Origin of the sequence: Ensifer sp. 4252, from assembly GCF_050434565.1 — a bacterium.
GTDB lineage: Bacteria > Pseudomonadota > Alphaproteobacteria > Rhizobiales > Rhizobiaceae > Ensifer.
Map to the genome: position 1 here is coordinate 118,901 of NZ_JBNDIU010000009.1, position 16,344 is coordinate 135,244.

Sequence of the window (16,344 nt, forward strand, 5' to 3'; positions counted from 1 at the left end):
ACGGTCGCGGTGTCAGGCACCTCAATTGCCTGGCTTCATCCGGCGAATCTCCTGAGGGGGAGACAGCCATGGCAACTGCAAGAGCAGAGCGGCGGCTGGCCGCGATCTTGGCCGCTGACGTCGTCGGCTATTCCCGCCTCGTCGAACATGACGAGGCTGGGACGTTGTCGGCCCTCAAGGCTCTGCGCCGGGAGGTGATCGATCCGCTTCTGGCCGAGCATCAGGGCCGTGTTGTCAAGTTGATGGGCGACGGTGCGCTCGTGGAGTTCGGCTCGGTCGTCGATGCCGTCGCTTGTGCGGTCGCCATCCAGAAGGGGGTTACCGAGAACCAGGCCGATATCTCGGCGGAGCGACGCATCACCTTCCGGATCGGCGTCAATCTCAGTGACGTGATCCACGAGGATGATGGGGATCTCTATGGCGATGGCGTCAACATCGCGGCCCGCCTCCAGACCTTGGCGGATCCAGGCGGCATTTTCATTTCCGGCACTGCGTACGATCACCTCCCGGGCAAGCTTGACTGCGGCTACGAGTACCTCGGCGAACGCGCGCTAAAGAACATGGAGCGGCCAGTGCGACTGTACCGCCTTCTTCTGGAAAGGACGACCGCAGGAACGGCATCGCCCAGTCCCGCACTTCCGGAACGACCATCCATTGGCGTGCTGCCATTCAACGCCATGGGCGCCGACCCGGAGCAGGACTTCTTCAGCGATGGGCTCACCGAGGACATCACCACCGCGCTGTCCAAGCTCAAGGGCTTCTTCGTGATAGCCCGCAACACGATGTTTACCTACAAGGGAATGCCCGTGGATGTGCGCGCCATCGCGCGCGAACTCGGGATCTGCTATATCCTTGAGGGGAGTGTCCGCAAGTCCGGTAACCGGGTGAGGGTGACTGCACAGCTCATCGATGCGGCCTCCGAAGTCCATCTCTGGGCCGAGAAGTATGACGGCGACCTCGGGGACATCTTCGTCATTCAGGACGAAATCACCGCAAGTGTCGTCGGTCGCATTGGGCCGGAACTCCTGGCGGCAGAGCATGCCCGCGAAAGCCCCAAGCCGCATCATGGCCTTGATGCCTGGGAGTGTGTCGTGCGGGCGGTGTTCCTGTGTTCCCAGTTGTCTGAGGAGAGCAGCGGCAAGATGCTCCCCCTGCTCGATCGGGCAATCGGACTGGCACCCGGTTATGCGCAGGCGCTCGCCATGAAAGGTTGGATTACCATGTGGCGCGCGTTCCAGGGGTGGGAGGACATGGGACATGCCCTGACGCTTGCCAGGGATTTCGTCCAACAAGCCATTGCCGCGGACGATAAGGAACCGTGGACGTACCTTGCGCAGGCGATGATAGCTTTTGCGACGCGTGACAATGTCCTGGCTATGGCAGCGATCACCCAGGCTGACGCGATCAACCCCAACTCCGCGTTTGCACATGGCCAGTTGGGACTTGCGCATGCCAACGGAGGTCGCGCGGCTGACGCCATTCCTTGCATCGACTACGCCCTCAGACTGAGCCCGCGCGAGGCTTTTCTTGGCGACTTTCAGTTTTACTACGCCATGGCCTATTTCCAGGGCGCGAACTACGAACTTGGATTGAGTTACGCGCGGGAGGCGCATCGCTTGCGTTCTGGCCACGCGGTTCCGCTGGTCATCGGCACAGCCTGTGCCGGACTTCTGGACAACCATGAGGCTGCCACAGACTTGCTCGGACGGCTCAAGTCGCTAGTTCCTGATATCTCTCGGGACGCGGTCAGAGCAACATCTTCCTTCGTCCGCGGCGAGGATCGGGCGCGCCTGATCGAGGGACTTGCCCGTGCCGGACTGAATTGACGGGCTGGATTGACCTCGAGAACCGATCGCTTACCGGAGGCGTTCCCGCCAGCACGTCGCGACGCCTGCCAAGATTGTGACTGGTCATCGACCGGCTTCCTTAATGCCGCTGCGAAACCCACCACAAGCTTCATAACCGTCGGCGTCGTGGATGAGGCGATGACGAAGGACAGGTGGTAAAAGTTCCATAAGGTATATTATCTGACATGTGTGTGTAGCCGCAAAGTTGAAGTGTCCTGTTTCTGCAAAGTAAGAATGTCACTCTCCCCGGGTTTTGATGACCTGGGAGATTGCGGATGGGATTGATAGCGATGAGCGAGCGCGACCTGCAGCGGATCGAGATTCTATCGAAAGTGATGGCCGGCCGGATGACGCTGGTGTCGGCTTCGCATGTGCTTGATCTGAGCACGCGCCAGGTCCGCCGTCTTCTGGAGCGGATGCGTACCGGCGGTGCGGCGTCGATCCGGCACAAGGCAATCGGCCGGCCGTCGAACAATCGGATCAGCGACGGTGTTCGGGATTACGCGGTGACGCTGGTTCGTGAACGTTATGCGGACTTCGGTCCGACGCTGGCGGCCGAGAAGCTTGCCGAGCGCGATGGATTGCGTGTGTCGCGCGAGACGTTGCGCGGCTGGATGTCGGAGGCCGGGCTTTGGCTGTCGCGCAAGCAGCGTCGCACGTTTCATCAGCCGCGGCTGCGACGCGAGGCCTATGGCGAGCTGGTGCAGATCGATGGGTCCGAGCATCGTTGGTTTGAGGATCGCGGGCCGCCTTGTTCGCTGCTGGTATTTGTCGATGATGCGACTGGTCGATTGATGCAGTTGCGCTTTGTGCGTTCGGAGAGCGCCTTCACTTACTTTGAAGCGCTGGCGCTGTATCTGCGCGATCACGGGGCACCGGTCGCCTTTTACTCCGATAAGCATTCGGTGTTCCGGGTGGCGAAGAAGGATGCCAAGGGTGGCCAGGGCATGACCCAGTTCGGACGTGCACTCTCGGAACTAAATATCGAGATTCTTTGCGCAAATTCGAGTCAGGCCAAGGGGCGTGTCGAACGGATGAATCGAACACTGCAGGACCGATTGGTCAAAGAACTGCGACTGGCTGGCATCGACAACATGGAGGCAGGCAATGCGTTTTTGCCCGGCTTCATGAAGCACTACAATGCGCGGTTTGCCATTGCCCCTGCCCGGCCCGATGACCTGCACCGGCCGATGAATCTGGCACCGGATCGACTACACGAGATCCTGTGCAAGCGCGAACAGCGTTATGTCGGATCGCAGTTGACGTTTTCGTTCGAGCGCAAGCGGATCATGCTGGAGGAGACTGAGGTGACGCGTGGTCTGGTCGGACGTTATGTCGAGACCTATGCCTATGCTGACGGACGCCTGGATGTGCGCTGGAAGGGGTATTGCCTGCCCTACACGGTGTTCGACAAGGACCAGCGAGTGACACATGCGGCGATTACCGAGAACAAGCGGCTTGGCGATGTGCTGGCCTATATCAAGGAACGCCAGGATCAGCCGCAGCCGCAGCCGAAGGTGAAGACCAACAGTGCCAAGAATGACTATACGCCGCGTGGCCGCAAGCCTGGGCCAAAGACGGATTTCATGAACGATCCGGCGGTGATTATGCGGCGCACGAAGGCGTTATCGCGACCTGCTGCGGAGTGAATGGTCGATCGCATAGTCTCAAAGCTAAAGCCGAAGGGGTGCGTCTCACCCGCCCCCTCCCTTCCCTCGCAACCCGGCCCAGCCGGTCCGGTCGGGGGCTTGCCTCAGTGCAAGTGGACATGTCGAGTGTCGCATTTCTAAATGGCTGAAGACGCGCCCAAAGTGACATTTCTACTCTGCACAAAAGCGGACATTCCAACTTCCCCGCCACAGTGTGTGTAGCCGGGTACATTCTATTCTCAAGTGCGACATGCCAATGATTTCAATGGCTTCACCTTGGAGATTTTGGCATGTTCCGACGCTATTCGCAGCTGAATCTGGCCGATCGACGCCGCCTCTTCCATTTCGTCGAACGCAAACTGCCGATCAAAGAAATGGCGCGCGAACTTGGTCGTCATCGATCGACGATCTATCGTGAGATCCGGCGCAACACCTTCCACGATCGCGAGCTGCCCGACTATAGCGGCTACTTCCCAACGGTTGCTGACGATATCCGCAAAGAGCGGCGGCAGCGTTTGAGGAAGCTTGTGCGGCACCCGCAATTACGCGAACTGGTGATCGCGCAGCTGAAGGCACTTTGGTCCCCGGAACAGATCGCCGGTCGTCTGCTCGCCGATGGCGTGAGCGCCGTGCGGGTCTGCACCGAGACGATCTATCGCTTCATCTACGGCAAGGAAGATCAGGCGCTGGAACTCTATCAGCATCTGACGGAAGGTCGCCGCAAACGCCGCCCCCGCGGCTCGAGGAAACCGCGCGACGGCACTTTTCCTGCTGCCTGCAGGATATCGCAACGTCCTGATTTCATTGATGATCGTTCGCAGTTCGGGCATTGGGAGGGCGACTTGTTGATCTTCCAACGTGACCTGGGCAACGCCAACGTGACCTCACTGATCGAACGCAAGAGCCGCTACACCGTCATGATCAAGAACCAGAGCCGGCACTCACGACCGATCATGGACAAGATCATCGAAACGTTCTCTCCCTTGCCAGCCTTTGCCCGGCAGAGCTTCACCTTTGATCGTGGCACGGAGTTTGCCGGATTCAGGGCTTTGGAAGATGGCATCGGCGCGCGGAGCTGGTTTTGCGACCCCAGTGCGCCGTGGCAGAAAGGTGCGGTGGAAAACGTCAAGAAGCCGAGCAACTGGCTGCGGCGGAGCTGGCGACGGAAAAGAACTCGTCCACCATTGTCGACACCGTGGATTTGAAAAACGTTCTTTGCCAGGTCTGTTCCAACTGTTGCAAGCTCAGACATGGAAGGCTCCTCCATTCGGGACAACGACACCCAAACTATGCGGGAATTCGCCGGCGGAAGCAGGAGCCATCCACACCATCAGTCGAGAACATCTGGCAGTTCATGCGTGAAAACTGGCTCTCGAACCGCGTCTTCAAATCCTCCGAGGATATCGTTGACCACTGCTGCAGGACCGCCCCTGGAAGATCATGTCCATCGGTCGGCGGCAATGGGCACATGGGTTCTGATCAGTGAGGGTTGGTATCAGGCAGCCGCAGGAGCGAAATCGGAAGCTTCTCCACCGCGCGGAACGTCTCGCCCGATGGGACGATGCGCGGGGGCAGCAAAGCATGCACCCCCTGGGCGGCAAGAGATTTGCATCGGGCGGGTTTGAACCAGCCAAGCCGCATAAACTGCGCAATGCCCCGTGCGTCATTCTCGTCGGGCTTCACCGGTATCGTCTTAAAGGCTGCGGACCGATTGAACCGGGTACATTATCAGTGACAATTTGTCCGGTCATCTCAGTGCTCCTGATAACGGATTTCTTTAGTTTTGCGGCGAAGGCACGGGTACCGGAGCTGTCCCGAGTTATGTGTTCCCAGGCGAAAAGATGCAATCCGCGCCTCGCTATACCGCGATCTGCTATATCAGGCTTACTGCGGCTCCAGCAGATTGCAGAGTGAACGGGACAACCCGACCGGTGCGGGTGAGTTCGGTAGTCCGGCGGCGCGGCTTCGTGCTACGCTGGCCAACTCAACAGCCTTCCTGATTGCGGTGCGATGGGGGTCAAGCACAGGAAGTCTGGAAGTTGCCATGACCTCCGGAATTTTGTCGATCAGCCCGGCGCCCCCAAGCAAAATACGGCTTGCACCCAATGCCCGTGCAGATTTTGTCAAAAACTCGGCTATCGACCTGTTACTGCCGTCGACATGTTCAACAGATCGCACGCCCGCGATCTTATCTGCGATTCCTAGATTTTGGATTAGTTCATCTAGCATCGTGCACCATAGGCTACCGCTGGTCGCTACCAGAGTTGTACCAGGTTCGGCCGCCGCCGCGCGCAGACCACCTTCGGCAAAGCCTACGACAGGAAGGCCTGTCAGTTCTTCGAGCGCCTCTCGTCCAGGATCGCCGAAACATGCTAGAAGAACCGCGTCCGGCACGAATTGATCAACGATAAATTTGGCTGCTGCATCCAGAACCGCGTGTGTGGCAATGGCAACGCCGCATCGGGTTGAAATGTAGTCGAAGCCAAAGTCGGCCGTGACAACATGTATCTCGACGTCTTGACCGACTTCGTCCTGTACGAGCGTTTTAATTTTCTGACTAACCTGTGTTGAGGTGTTCGGGTTGATCACAAGCAAACGGATCATGGAAACGGTCCTTTTTTGGGGGGGGAAATCAGTGCGGTTATAGCGATGCTAGTGCGCTTGCCATACGTCCCAGCGCTTCCCTGAGGACCGAACGCGGGCAACCAACATTCAGGCGGATGAAACCTTCTCCGCCCGGGCCGTAAACGCGTCCATCGTAAAGGTTGACGCCACCACGCTCGACGAAGAAGCGGTGAATACCTCCGACCCTTGCATCCAGTTCTCGGGCGTCCAACCACACCAGAAACGAAGCGTCTGGTCGCATTGGGTTTATGCCAGGAAGCGCCGTCGCGGCCGTGTTTAAAACGAAATCTATGTTGTCACGGACATACAGGGTCAGCATGTCGAGCCAATCATCACCTGAAGTGTATGCGACCTCCAGAGCCAGTCGTCCGAAGAAGTTTGCGTTCAACATGAACGAGGCCTGCATAACGTTGAACAACTTCTCTCGGCGCTTAGGGTCAGCAACAGAGAGCGTCGCTGCTGGTACACCAGCCAAGTTGAATGTCTTAGTAGGAGCAGTGCAGATGAAGGATTTCGCTGCTGCAGCTTCGCTGATCGACGAGAAGACAATGTGACGGCGTTCGTTAAGCCGGATATCGCAGTGAATATCGTCGGAGATGACCAGAATGCCGTGACGCTCACAAATCGCGTCAAGGCCCTCAAGTTCCTCGCGGGTCCACGCCTTTCCGACCGGGTTGTGGGGGTTGCACAACAGAAATGCGCGCGCGCCATTCGCCGCTTGGCGCTCAAAATCGTCCAAGTCGAGTTCATAGCGACCGTCTACAAGCTTCAGGCTGTTGATAAGGACAGTCCTGTGGTTGTCGCTGATGACTTGAAAATAGGGCGAGTAGACCGGCGCCTGCACAATGACGCCGTCTCCTGGCTGGGTGAATGTCCGCAGGATTGCAGCGACGGAAGGCATGATGGCTGGAGCAGGTAACAGCGTTTCTGCGTCTACGGCCCAAGAGTGCCGGCGCTCAAACCATGATTTGACGATTTGGTAGTGATGAGGGTCGCGCATGGTGTAACCGTAGATCCCATGATCGACAGCCTCGCGCAGTCGCGCAATTACCGGTGCCGGGGAACGAAAGTCCATGTCGGCGGTCCAGAGCGACATAAGCCCCTCACCTTCGACGCGCGGGGAAAACTCGTCCCATTGATTGGCCCATTTCGCGGATCCGAACTGACTGCGATCGTGCACAATGTCAAAATCCAACCCCTCCGCGACCAGTTTACTGGTCGTCGGCACGCCTGACTGTAAGTACGTCATTTTTTTAGGTTCCTAATAACTACGACTGCGTGTGGCGCGTTTGTGCGGGACCGGAACAGTCACCTCAAGATCTGTCGCAAGAACTGCTGTGCGCGTTCCGATCGGGGACTCGTGAAGAAGTCGTTCGGCGTCGATGCCTCGACAATCTCCCCACGATCCATGAAGACGACGCTGTCGGCCACTTCTCGGGCAAAGCCCATTTCATGTGTGACGCACAGCATTGTCATGCCCTCGGAGGCCAGCGATGTCATCGTGTCCAGGACCTCTTTGACCATTTCCGGATCGAGAGCCGACGTCGGCTCATCGAAGAGCATGACCTTGGGCTTCATGCATAAAGCACGCGCGATAGCAGCCCTCTGCTGTTGGCCGCCGGAAAGCTGATCTGGAAAGCTTCCGGCCTTGTCGTCGATCCGAACCCGCCGCAGATAATCCATCGCGACTTCTTCGGCCTGCCATCTGGGCAACTTCTTCACCCAGATTGGGGCCAGCGTGCAGTTCTCCAGCACTGTCAGATGCGGGAATAGATTGAAGTGCTGAAACACCATGCCCGCATTTCCACGGACACTGTCGATGTTTCGCAAGTCCGCGGTCAACACGGTTCCGTTTACGCTGATGCTGCCGGTCTGATGCTCTTCCAGCCGGTTTATGCAACGGATCATTGTAGACTTGCCCGATCCGGAGGGGCCGCAAATTACGACACGTTCCTTTTGCTTTATGGAAAGACTGACGTCCTTTAGCACATGAAATGCACCATACCATTTGTTTACACCTTGCAGCTCAACCGCCGCTTCGAAGTGGGCTGGTGACGAGACGCCGAGTGCATGATTTGCTATGTTGAGCATCGCCAATTCCTATGATTTGTGACCGCGGGCGAAGTGACGTTCGACAGACTGCGAATAGCGGGACATCCCGAAGCAGAAGACCCAATAGACGATCGCGGCGAATAGATATCCGGTGGAGGAGATCGTTGGCCCCGCCCAGTTGGGATCAATGCGGGCGGTTTCGACTGCGCGCAGGAAATCTGCAATGCCGACAATCGCCACAAGCGTCGTATCCTTGAATAGTCCGATGAACGTCGAAACAATGCCGGGAATAACGATCGTGAGCGCCTGGGGTAGGATGATGAGCCTCATCATCGTGAAATATCCGACCCCGAGTGCCTGAGCGCCTTCGTATTGACCTTTGGGGATCGCCTGCAACCCGGCTCGAACGACTTCTGCCATGTATGCGGCAGAGAAGAGTGCGGTGCCGATCATAGGACGCAACAATCGGTCTGGTGTCAGTGCCTCGGGTACGAAGAGAGGCATCATGAAGTTCGCCATAAACAAGACGGTGATGAAAGGCACACCGCGGACGACCTCGATATAAAACACGCAGACAGCCTTGACGATTGGCAATTCCGATCGCCTGCCTAACGCGAGGAGGACGCCCAACGGCAGCGAGAACACGATTCCGACGACCGACATCAAAAGCGTAATCATCATCCCGCCCCACAGGGTGGTGTCGATGATTGGCAGGCCAAGTGTTTCGACACCCCGGAGCAGAATGAAGCCGACGATGGGAAACACGCCAAAGAACAAAAAGGCCGCCAAGTTTCGGTGAGGCGCATTCCGCCAAAGAAGCCATGCGACTAGAGCAGCTCCGATTGCTTGGGTAAGGTTGACGCGCCAGCGTTCAGTGGCGGGATATGCTCCGTATTGCAGGTAGTTCAGCTTTGCGCTGATGAAAGACCAGCACGCACCATCGGGATTGGCACGGCAGGCCTCGCTGTCACCGCTCCAGACGGCGTTGATAAACGCGAAACTTACGAACTGAGAGACAAGCCAAACCGCCACTGCAGTGAAACATATCGTCAAAAGGCTGGAGCAAGGGCTTGAAAAGAGATTCTTTCGCGCCCAAGTGGCCGGGCCAGGCCGGATGTCGGCTGGGGGCGCGGCAGCCGCGATGTACTCATGGTGGAAGGCGGGCTCGAGGAGAGGAGCTGTCTCCATTTTATCTCTCCAGGAGCGCAAAGCGCTGATTGAACGCGTTCATTGCTGCTGATGTAAGGAGGGAGATGACGAGGTATACCGCGAGCGTTATCGCCATAACCTGTACTGCTGCGCCCGTCTGGTTAAGCACCGACCCCGCAAAGACCTGAACGAGATCTGGGTATCCAATAAACACCGCTAGCGAGGAGTTCTTGATCAAATTCAGATATTGGCTGGTCAAGGGCGGAATGATGATCCGCATGGCCTGAGGAACCACCACCAGACGCAACGTCTTGCTCTGCGGGATTCCGAGAGCGTGAGCCGCCTCGGTTTGTCCCTTTGACACTGCCTGTATACCGCCGCGAACGATCTCAGCGATGAACGATGCCGTGTACACGAAAAGGCCGATAAGGAGCGCCGCGAATTCAGGGTAGATCTGCTGGCCGCCTCTAAAGTTGAAACCTTTGAGTTCGGGATAGGTGAAAGACATCGGGCTTCCCGTTGCGACACAGGCCATCAAAGGTAGCCCTATGAGCAGAAAGATGCTGACGATCAAAATGGGGAGTTGCTTGCCAGTTCGCCTTTGAACACTCCGCGCATAGACACCGAATGCGACAACGAGAGCCACGGCCGCAGCTAATGCGACGCCAACCAAGCTCGCTCCAGCCTGAAACTCGACAGCAGGCAAGATAATCCCGCGGTTATTCAAGAAAATTCCGCCGGGAAGGGCGATGGAAGACTTCGGCGCCGGCAGCGGTTTAAGGACGGCATTGTACCAAAAGAGAAGCTGAAGTAGCAGCGGGATGTTGCGGATGACCTCGACGTACGAAGTCGCAACCTTGGCGACGATCCAATTGTTGGAAAGACGCGAGATGCCGACGAGGAAACCGAGCGCTGTAGCCAGAACGATACCGAACGCGCTAACAAGAAGTGTATTAGCCACACCTACCCAAAACGCCTGACCATAGGTGGACAGTGTGTCGTAGGGAATGAGGGTCTGGTTTATCTGGAAGCCGGCTGTCTGCTTCCAGAAGTCGAACGTCAGCGGGATGCCGCGTTGTCTCATGTTGGAGACCGTCTGGATTGCGACGCCCGCTACGATTGTCGCCAGACTTAAAGCCAGTGCGACCTGGTATATGATCCCACGAACCTTCTTGTCATGGATCGAGATAGTCCTGCGCATATGCGCATGCTGAAAAATGTCAGCCATTGATTCCTCCCAACGTTCGAGGAGGCCACTAAGGGTAGCGGCCTCCGCTACTCATCACCGGATGGGAGGCGCGTACTGAAGGCCGCCGGCGTTCCAAAGCGCATTAGCGCCGCGCGCGATCTTCAACGGCGAGTCTTTGCCAATCGAGCGCTCGAAAATCTCAGAGTAGTTGCCAACCTGCTTGATAATATCCTGCGACCAGGATGCGCCGAGGCCTACATCCTTGCTTAAGCTTCCCTCCACGCCGAGAAGGCGGCGGATATTGGGATTGTCGGAATTCTTCATCTCATCGAGATTCTTCGAGGTGACGCCGGACTCCTCGGCCGCTAACATCACGTTGAGGGTCCACTTGGCGATATTCAGCCACTGGTCATCGCCCTGGCGAACGGCAGGCCCAAGAGGCTCCTTCGAGATGACATCAGGGAGAACGACGTTGTCATCGGGGTTTGCCATGCGGATACGCGCGGCGTTCAAACTCGAAGTGTCTGCAGAAAAGACGTCGCAACGCCCCTCTTCATACGCCTTGATGACAGCCTCTTCGTCGGCAAAGCCGACCGCGCTAAAAGTCATGTCGTTGGAGCGGAAATAGTCAGCGAGGTTTAGCTCGGCCGTTGTACCCTGGGAGACGCAGATCGATGCACCATCGAGGTCCTTCGCCGATTGGATGTTTTCGGACTTGCGCACCATGAAGCCCTGACCATCATAGAAGTAAGTACCTGCGAAGATTATACCGAGTGAGGTATCGCGCGAGGACGTCCAGGTCGCGTTATGAGCCAGAATATCGATTTCCCCGGACTGGAGCGCGGTAAATCGATCTTTAGCGTTGAGGGGGATGAACTTCACTTTGGTTGCATCGCCGAGGACGCCGGCAGCCACAGCACGGCAGTAATCGACTACGAAGCCGGTCCACTTTCCATCGTTGTCAGGAACGCTGAAACCGGCCGTCGCCGGGTTCGTGCCACACGTCAAGATTCCCTTGGACTTCACATTATCCAATGTTCCTGCCCATAGATTGGATGAATACGTGGCACACGCCGCGACGAGAAGTCCAGTCACAAATTTACGCATTGAGAATCCCCTTTTTTGTTTGGACATTGCATAGGGAGCGTGCCGTCGCATGCGTTAATTTGTCAAATTTATTGTCGTCATGAAGAAAATGAGCCTAGTTCATGATTGGTTTACTGTCGCCTACCTTTTTTTCGATAATATGACCTCGTTTTTCCTTATCTGGGCGGCATGGTAAAGTTCGGTTATTAGGCGGCGCAACCAAAGCGTTCCCTGATCGGCTGCCATCTGGCGATGGATGACGAGGTTGGCACTCACAGATGAAATGGGGATTGGGGGGGGGAGGAGCGAAACCTCACTTGTCTCATCCAGCATCTGAAGGATCCCGTCCCCACAATGCGTGATGAGTTCCGTGCCGCGCAAAGCCCATGGCATGACAAGATAATTTGAGATGGTGGCGACAACGTTTCGTCGAAGTCCTCGCTCGCTCAGTGCAGGGTCGGCTAGACCTTCGGACAAGCCATCGGCCGAGATCTGCAGATGGGGAGCAGACAGGTAGGTCTCCAAGCTCAGCGGATTTCTGGCAATTTGGCTCCCGCTCCAGACTGCACAAAGCAAGCGATCTTGCCCAAGTTCTACCTTAAGCAGGCTCGGATCGTCCTTAACGTTTGCGCCGGTCAACGTGCAATCCACCTGCCGAAAGTAGTCGGTACTCTCCCCCTCCACTCGGTTCGCAGGGATCACATTGAGCGTGGCGCGGGGCGCTTGCTTTGAGAATTCCTTGATCAGTCCGGGGATGAATATGATCGCATGATAATCTGTTAGCCCAACCCGGAACTTCCGCTCGGTAGTCGCTGGATCGAAAATCTTGTATCGCCCAATCGTTGCGCGAATTCTTCCGAGTGCATCTGATAGGTCTGTAGCGAGCTCAAGGGCTCGGGGAGTGGGCCGCATAACGCCGCCATCCCGAATAAAAAGTTCATCTTTGAAAAGAATCCGCAGCTTAGCGAGGGAGTGGCTGACAGCAGACTGCGTGCGTCCCAAGGTCTCGGCTGCCCGCGTTACGCTCCCTTCCTGCATCAACACATCGAAAACTCGGATAAGATTAAGGTCGATATCGTCTGAAGGCATCGCCAACTCCATGAATTAATCTCATGAATTATAGCCGTACATCAAAGCACCTTCATTGCAATTGAAGTTGGCATAAGGATTAGCCGCCCGGAACAACTCCGGCGAATGGGATGTTCCCAGCGCACCGATCAGGGCCGTCATTGGCGGTCTCGCAAGGGCTGGCATAGAAACCGGGAGGCCTAGCAATGCAACCAATCCTGTCGCAATCATCGCACCCAAGAACAATCAGGCAAGCGGCATCTGGAAGTGTCACATGATCCAGCCACCTGCAGCGGCAAGCGAGAGCGTTAGGGCGAAGCTTTCGGTAGTAGCGCGTTCTTTACGGACTATCAGGCATAAGATGCGACGGTGTGTGAATGGGTGACGGCAGAAGCGCGATCGAAGTGGGGCCCGACGAGCCTGCGCCACCGGTGGAGGTCGTCGGATTTCCGGTAGCTGACCATATGATGGTCGACCGTCTCGCACTTCACGACAAGGCGATTGACTGTTGGCGTTTCGATGACCTTTTGCAGGAACAAGCGATGGCAGCCTTCGGCACGTAGAAACTGGGGATACACTCTAATTCGTAGTGCGACATATGAGCCGGATAGAGATGCGACAGTTGTCGACCCGTTACGAATTAACCGAACCGATCATCAAAAAGCAACGAGCCGCGCCGCCTGTTCCACCGCGACATCGTATCTCTGGGGGCCAAGCCCGCAGATAATGGCGGTCGCGGCGAAGGAAATGTGGGAATGGTGGCGAAACTCTTCCCGGCGGTGAACATTCGTGATGTGTAGTTCGATGACAGATGGGCCCAACAAAGGCCTTGAGTGCATCGTGTATCGCGATCGAGGTGTGGGTGAGCGCGCCGGCATTGATGACGATCGCCGAAGCCTCCTGGCCGGCCTCGTGAATCCAGTCGATGAGCGTGCCTTCGTGGTTGGATTTCCGGAAGACGAGCCCGTGGTGCTTGGCCGCCTCCGCCTTGCGGCAGTTCGCCTCGATGTCCCGAGCGCTGACCGATTGGTCCGCCTGGGCGATATCTCCGGCTTCCTTGCACACGACGTGATCGTTGCTTTTCTACGTTCGCAGGAGCGTCATTTCACCTGGTCCTGGATCCACTGCAGGAACTTGCGGATCGCCTTCTCACTCGCGCGCCGTTCCAGGTGGACGAAGTACCACCCGCCGGGTTGCATGACGTCTGATGGAAGTGGGGCCACGAGGGTACCGTTTGCCATGTCTGACTCGACCAGGAACTGCGGCACGACGACCACCCCCTGTCCGTTGGCCGCCGCCTCGATCGCAAGCAGGTTGCTGTCGAACAGCGGCGAGGATTTTTGCGAGAGGTTGCTCGCCCCGACGCTGGAGGCCCAGATTGCGGCATCCTCAGTTGTCCCGCTGACCGACAGAAATGAGAAATGTCTTAGGTCTTCGGGCGTTTTGATGACCTTGGCTATGGCCGGTGAGCAGACGCCGACCAGTCGCTCGCGGCGAAGGAGCGTGTATGTTTGGTTCGGACGATTCGGTGCTCGCGTATAGATGAGGCCGATATCGGCCCGGTCCGCGTTGAACTCCCAATCGAGAAGGCTCGCGTCGAGATTGACCGCGATCTCTGGCGAGGACGCCTTGAAGGTCTGCAGGCGCGGTATCAGCCATCGGACGGCAACGGTGACATAGACCTGCAGCGTCAGAGAGGTTGGCGTGTTCGTCTGACGAATGAGATCGGTGGCGAGCGCGACCTTGTCGAGTGCATCCTGCACGACGGGAAAGTAGACCGCTCCGTCCTGGCTGAGTTCCACGCGACCGGGAAGCCTGAGAAACAGCGGTGTGCCGAGATTGCGCTCGAGCGAAGCCACCTGATGGCTGATCGCCGATTGGGTAACGCGCAGCTCTTCTGCCGCCGCCTTGAAGCTCAGCAACCGCGCCGCAGCCTCGAATGCCCGGAGCGTCGTCAAGGGAGGCAACGTGCGTCGGACCATGCTCTGAACCCACATGAATTTTGCTCATGTAGACGTTAATTCTAATCGTTTGCAAGGAGCTGGCCCCATTTTCATACTCCCTAAATAACCTAAAAATGGGGAACCGAAATGAAACGGGATCTTATGAAAACCACGGCCCTTGCCGTGGCAATGGCCGGCTGTTCGCTTTTCACAACCGCCGTATCCGCTGAGCCAGCTTGCGTGCGCGTGCTCGGCTATGAATCCGACGGCGAGAAGCAGACGATGGATCCGGCAGCCTTGATCGGCACCGACAGCGTCTACCACATCCGTTCGGTCTACGAACCGCTTGTCGATCGCAGCAACACGATGCAGCCCGTACCTGTGTTGGCCGAATCCTGGCAGTCCAATGCCGATGCCACGGAATGGACGTTTCACCTGCGCAAAGGCGTAAAGTTCCACGACGGCTCCGACTTCGACGCCAAGGACGTGGTCTACTCCTATCGGCGCCTGCTTGACCCGGCGATCTCGCCCGGCGGCTTCTCAACCCTCGCTTTCCTCGATGCAAACGGTATCACCGCTATTGACGATTACACCGTGCTCTTCAAGGTGAAGGAACCGGTCGTCGAACTACCGATGTTGATCGCAACCAAATATGCATTGATGGTAACAGATGGCGCTAAGTCCGAGGATCTACGCACCAAAGGCAACGGCACCGGCCCCTTCGTGCAGGAGACCTTCGCCATCAACGGTGCGGTCCGGGTGATGCGGCGCAATCCGAACTATTGGCGTTCCGGCTTGCCGAAGGCCGAGTGCCTTGAGATCACCACCAGTCTGGAATCGACCTCGCGGCTTTCCGCACTCCTGTCAGGCACGGTCGATCTATCGCTGACCGTGGATCCGCCGAGCCTGATCACGCTCAAGGATAATCCGGCAGTCGAACTCGTCGCCACACCGGGTGCGACCTCGCTTTATCTCGCCGTCTGGACCGACACGCCGCCCTTCGACAACGTCAAAGTGCGCGAAGCCCTGCGGCTGGTGATGGACCGGCAGAAGATTCTCGATACTGTGCTGCTCGGCTATGGCGAGGTTGGCGGCGATACACCGATCCCGCTTTCCTCGCCGGTCGGCCTCGGTGTGCCGGCAAAGGCGGCCGATGTCGAGAAGGCCAAGGTACTTCTCGCCGAAGCCGGCCACCCTGACGGTATCGACTTCGATCTCTATACGTCGGATTCCTATCCGGGCATGATGCTGCTGGCGCAGGTCTATGCCCAGATGGCCGCCGAAGCCGGCATCCGCGTCAATGTCATCACGTCTCCGGCCGAGGGATACTGGGATACTGTTTGGCTGAAGAAGCCGGCGGTCATCTCCTACACCAGCGCCCGTCCGGCGGCGGAAGCCCTGACGCTTTCGCTGAACAGCAAGTCCGAATGGAACGAGACGCACTGGAAGCGTGACGATTTCGATGCGCTCGTCGTCAAGGCCGGGCAGACGGCGGACGAAACGGAGCGCAACAAGCTCTATCGCGACGCCCAGCGGATCGTCGCCGATGAAGGCGGCATGATCCTCCCGGTCTTCACCTCGGTCGTCGCAGGCCTGCGCAAGGGCTGCTCGGGCTACCGGCCGAATGTCGATGTGAACCGCATCGATTATGCGGAATTGACCTGCGGCGACTAAAGCCGCCGCCCCACCTCTCACGACAACCCATCCACGGGACAAACCGTCCGCGGCACGCCCCG

General features: G+C 57.5%; 13 protein-coding genes and 5 pseudogenes. 6 read left to right on the plus strand and 12 right to left on the minus strand.

Annotation, left to right across the window (positions count from 1 at the left end; all coding sequences use genetic code 11):
- The first annotated feature begins 68 nt into the window (after positions 1–68).
- The 3 genes and pseudogenes from ABIE33_RS18390 to ABIE33_RS18400 all read left to right on the plus strand — a co-directional run.
- Entirely contained in the window at positions 69–1,826 is a 1,758-nt protein-coding gene (locus ABIE33_RS18390) for an adenylate/guanylate cyclase domain-containing protein (protein ID WP_429127715.1), read from the plus strand.
- A gap of 296 nt (positions 1,827–2,122) precedes the next feature.
- Positions 2,123–3,496 carry an ISNCY family transposase gene (locus ABIE33_RS18395; protein ID WP_429127718.1) on the plus strand — a complete coding sequence of 458 codons (1,374 nt, stop codon included), beginning with the start codon at positions 2,123–2,125 and terminating at the stop codon, positions 3,494–3,496.
- 290 nt (positions 3,497–3,786) lie between these two features.
- A pseudogene (locus ABIE33_RS18400) lies at positions 3,787–4,629 on the plus strand (IS30 family transposase); the annotation flags it as partial.
- Here the strand turns inward: ABIE33_RS18400 and ABIE33_RS18405 are convergent.
- Positions 4,599–4,748 (minus strand): annotated as a pseudogene (locus ABIE33_RS18405) (IS110 family transposase); the annotation flags it as partial. The pseudogenes ABIE33_RS18400 and ABIE33_RS18405 sit on opposite strands and share 31 nt — an antisense overlap.
- A gap of 75 nt (positions 4,749–4,823) precedes the next feature.
- Here ABIE33_RS18405 and ABIE33_RS18410 point away from each other — a divergent pair.
- Positions 4,824–4,975 (plus strand): annotated as a pseudogene (locus ABIE33_RS18410) (IS630 family transposase); the annotation flags it as partial.
- 84 nt (positions 4,976–5,059) lie between these two features.
- Here ABIE33_RS18410 and ABIE33_RS18415 read toward each other — a convergent pair.
- The 8 genes and pseudogenes from ABIE33_RS18415 to ABIE33_RS18450 form a co-directional block, all read right to left on the minus strand.
- Positions 5,060–5,179: pseudogene (locus tag ABIE33_RS18415) on the minus strand (IS110 family transposase); the annotation flags it as partial.
- Positions 5,180–5,380: 201 nt separating this feature from the next.
- Entirely contained in the window at positions 5,381–6,100 is a 720-nt protein-coding gene (locus tag ABIE33_RS18420; protein WP_429127721.1) for an aspartate/glutamate racemase family protein, read from the minus strand.
- A gap of 37 nt (positions 6,101–6,137) precedes the next feature.
- The gene (locus ABIE33_RS18425; RefSeq protein WP_429127724.1) at positions 6,138–7,370 is read right to left on the minus strand and encodes a MalY/PatB family protein; all 1,233 of its coding nucleotides are present in this window, start codon (positions 7,368–7,370) and stop codon (positions 6,138–6,140) included.
- Positions 7,371–7,429: 59 nt separating this feature from the next.
- Positions 7,430–8,212: an amino acid ABC transporter ATP-binding protein gene (locus tag ABIE33_RS18430; RefSeq protein ID WP_429127726.1), complete on the minus strand. Its 783-nt coding sequence runs from the start codon at positions 8,210–8,212 to the stop codon at positions 7,430–7,432.
- 9 nt (positions 8,213–8,221) lie between these two features.
- On the minus strand, positions 8,222–9,361 hold the full coding sequence (locus tag ABIE33_RS18435; RefSeq protein ID WP_429127728.1) for an amino acid ABC transporter permease: 1,140 nt from the start codon (positions 9,359–9,361) through the stop codon (positions 8,222–8,224).
- Between the two features lies 1 nt (position 9,362).
- The gene (locus ABIE33_RS18440; protein WP_429127730.1) at positions 9,363–10,550 is read right to left on the minus strand and encodes an amino acid ABC transporter permease; all 1,188 of its coding nucleotides are present in this window, start codon (positions 10,548–10,550) and stop codon (positions 9,363–9,365) included.
- A 54-nt stretch (positions 10,551–10,604) separates the two neighbouring features.
- Positions 10,605–11,618: an amino acid ABC transporter substrate-binding protein gene (locus tag ABIE33_RS18445; protein WP_429127732.1), complete on the minus strand. Its 1,014-nt coding sequence runs from the start codon at positions 11,616–11,618 to the stop codon at positions 10,605–10,607.
- A 120-nt stretch (positions 11,619–11,738) separates the two neighbouring features.
- Entirely contained in the window at positions 11,739–12,698 is a 960-nt protein-coding gene (locus tag ABIE33_RS18450) for a LysR family transcriptional regulator (protein ID WP_429127734.1), read from the minus strand.
- Between the two features lie 344 nt (positions 12,699–13,042).
- Here ABIE33_RS18450 and ABIE33_RS18455 point away from each other — a divergent pair, with 344 nt between their 5' ends.
- Complete coding sequence (locus ABIE33_RS18455; RefSeq protein ID WP_429127736.1) at positions 13,043–13,228, plus strand: hypothetical protein; 186 nt, start codon at positions 13,043–13,045, stop codon at positions 13,226–13,228.
- 93 nt (positions 13,229–13,321) lie between these two features.
- On the opposite strand, the gene ABIE33_RS18460 is transcribed toward ABIE33_RS18455, so the two are convergent.
- The 3 genes and pseudogenes from ABIE33_RS18460 to ABIE33_RS18470 form a co-directional block, all read right to left on the minus strand.
- The gene (locus ABIE33_RS18460) at positions 13,322–13,543 is read right to left on the minus strand and encodes a type II 3-dehydroquinate dehydratase (protein ID WP_429127969.1); all 222 of its coding nucleotides are present in this window, start codon (positions 13,541–13,543) and stop codon (positions 13,322–13,324) included.
- Positions 13,536–13,730, minus strand: a pseudogene (locus tag ABIE33_RS18465) (type II 3-dehydroquinate dehydratase); the annotation flags it as partial. The gene ABIE33_RS18460 and the pseudogene ABIE33_RS18465, both read right to left, overlap by 8 nt.
- A gap of 35 nt (positions 13,731–13,765) precedes the next feature.
- Complete coding sequence (locus ABIE33_RS18470) at positions 13,766–14,647, minus strand: LysR substrate-binding domain-containing protein (protein WP_429127739.1); 882 nt, start codon at positions 14,645–14,647, stop codon at positions 13,766–13,768.
- A gap of 108 nt (positions 14,648–14,755) precedes the next feature.
- Here ABIE33_RS18470 and ABIE33_RS18475 point away from each other — a divergent pair, with 108 nt between their 5' ends.
- Entirely contained in the window at positions 14,756–16,282 is a 1,527-nt protein-coding gene (locus ABIE33_RS18475; protein WP_429127741.1) for an ABC transporter substrate-binding protein, read from the plus strand.
- The last annotated feature ends 62 nt before the right edge of the window (positions 16,283–16,344 follow it).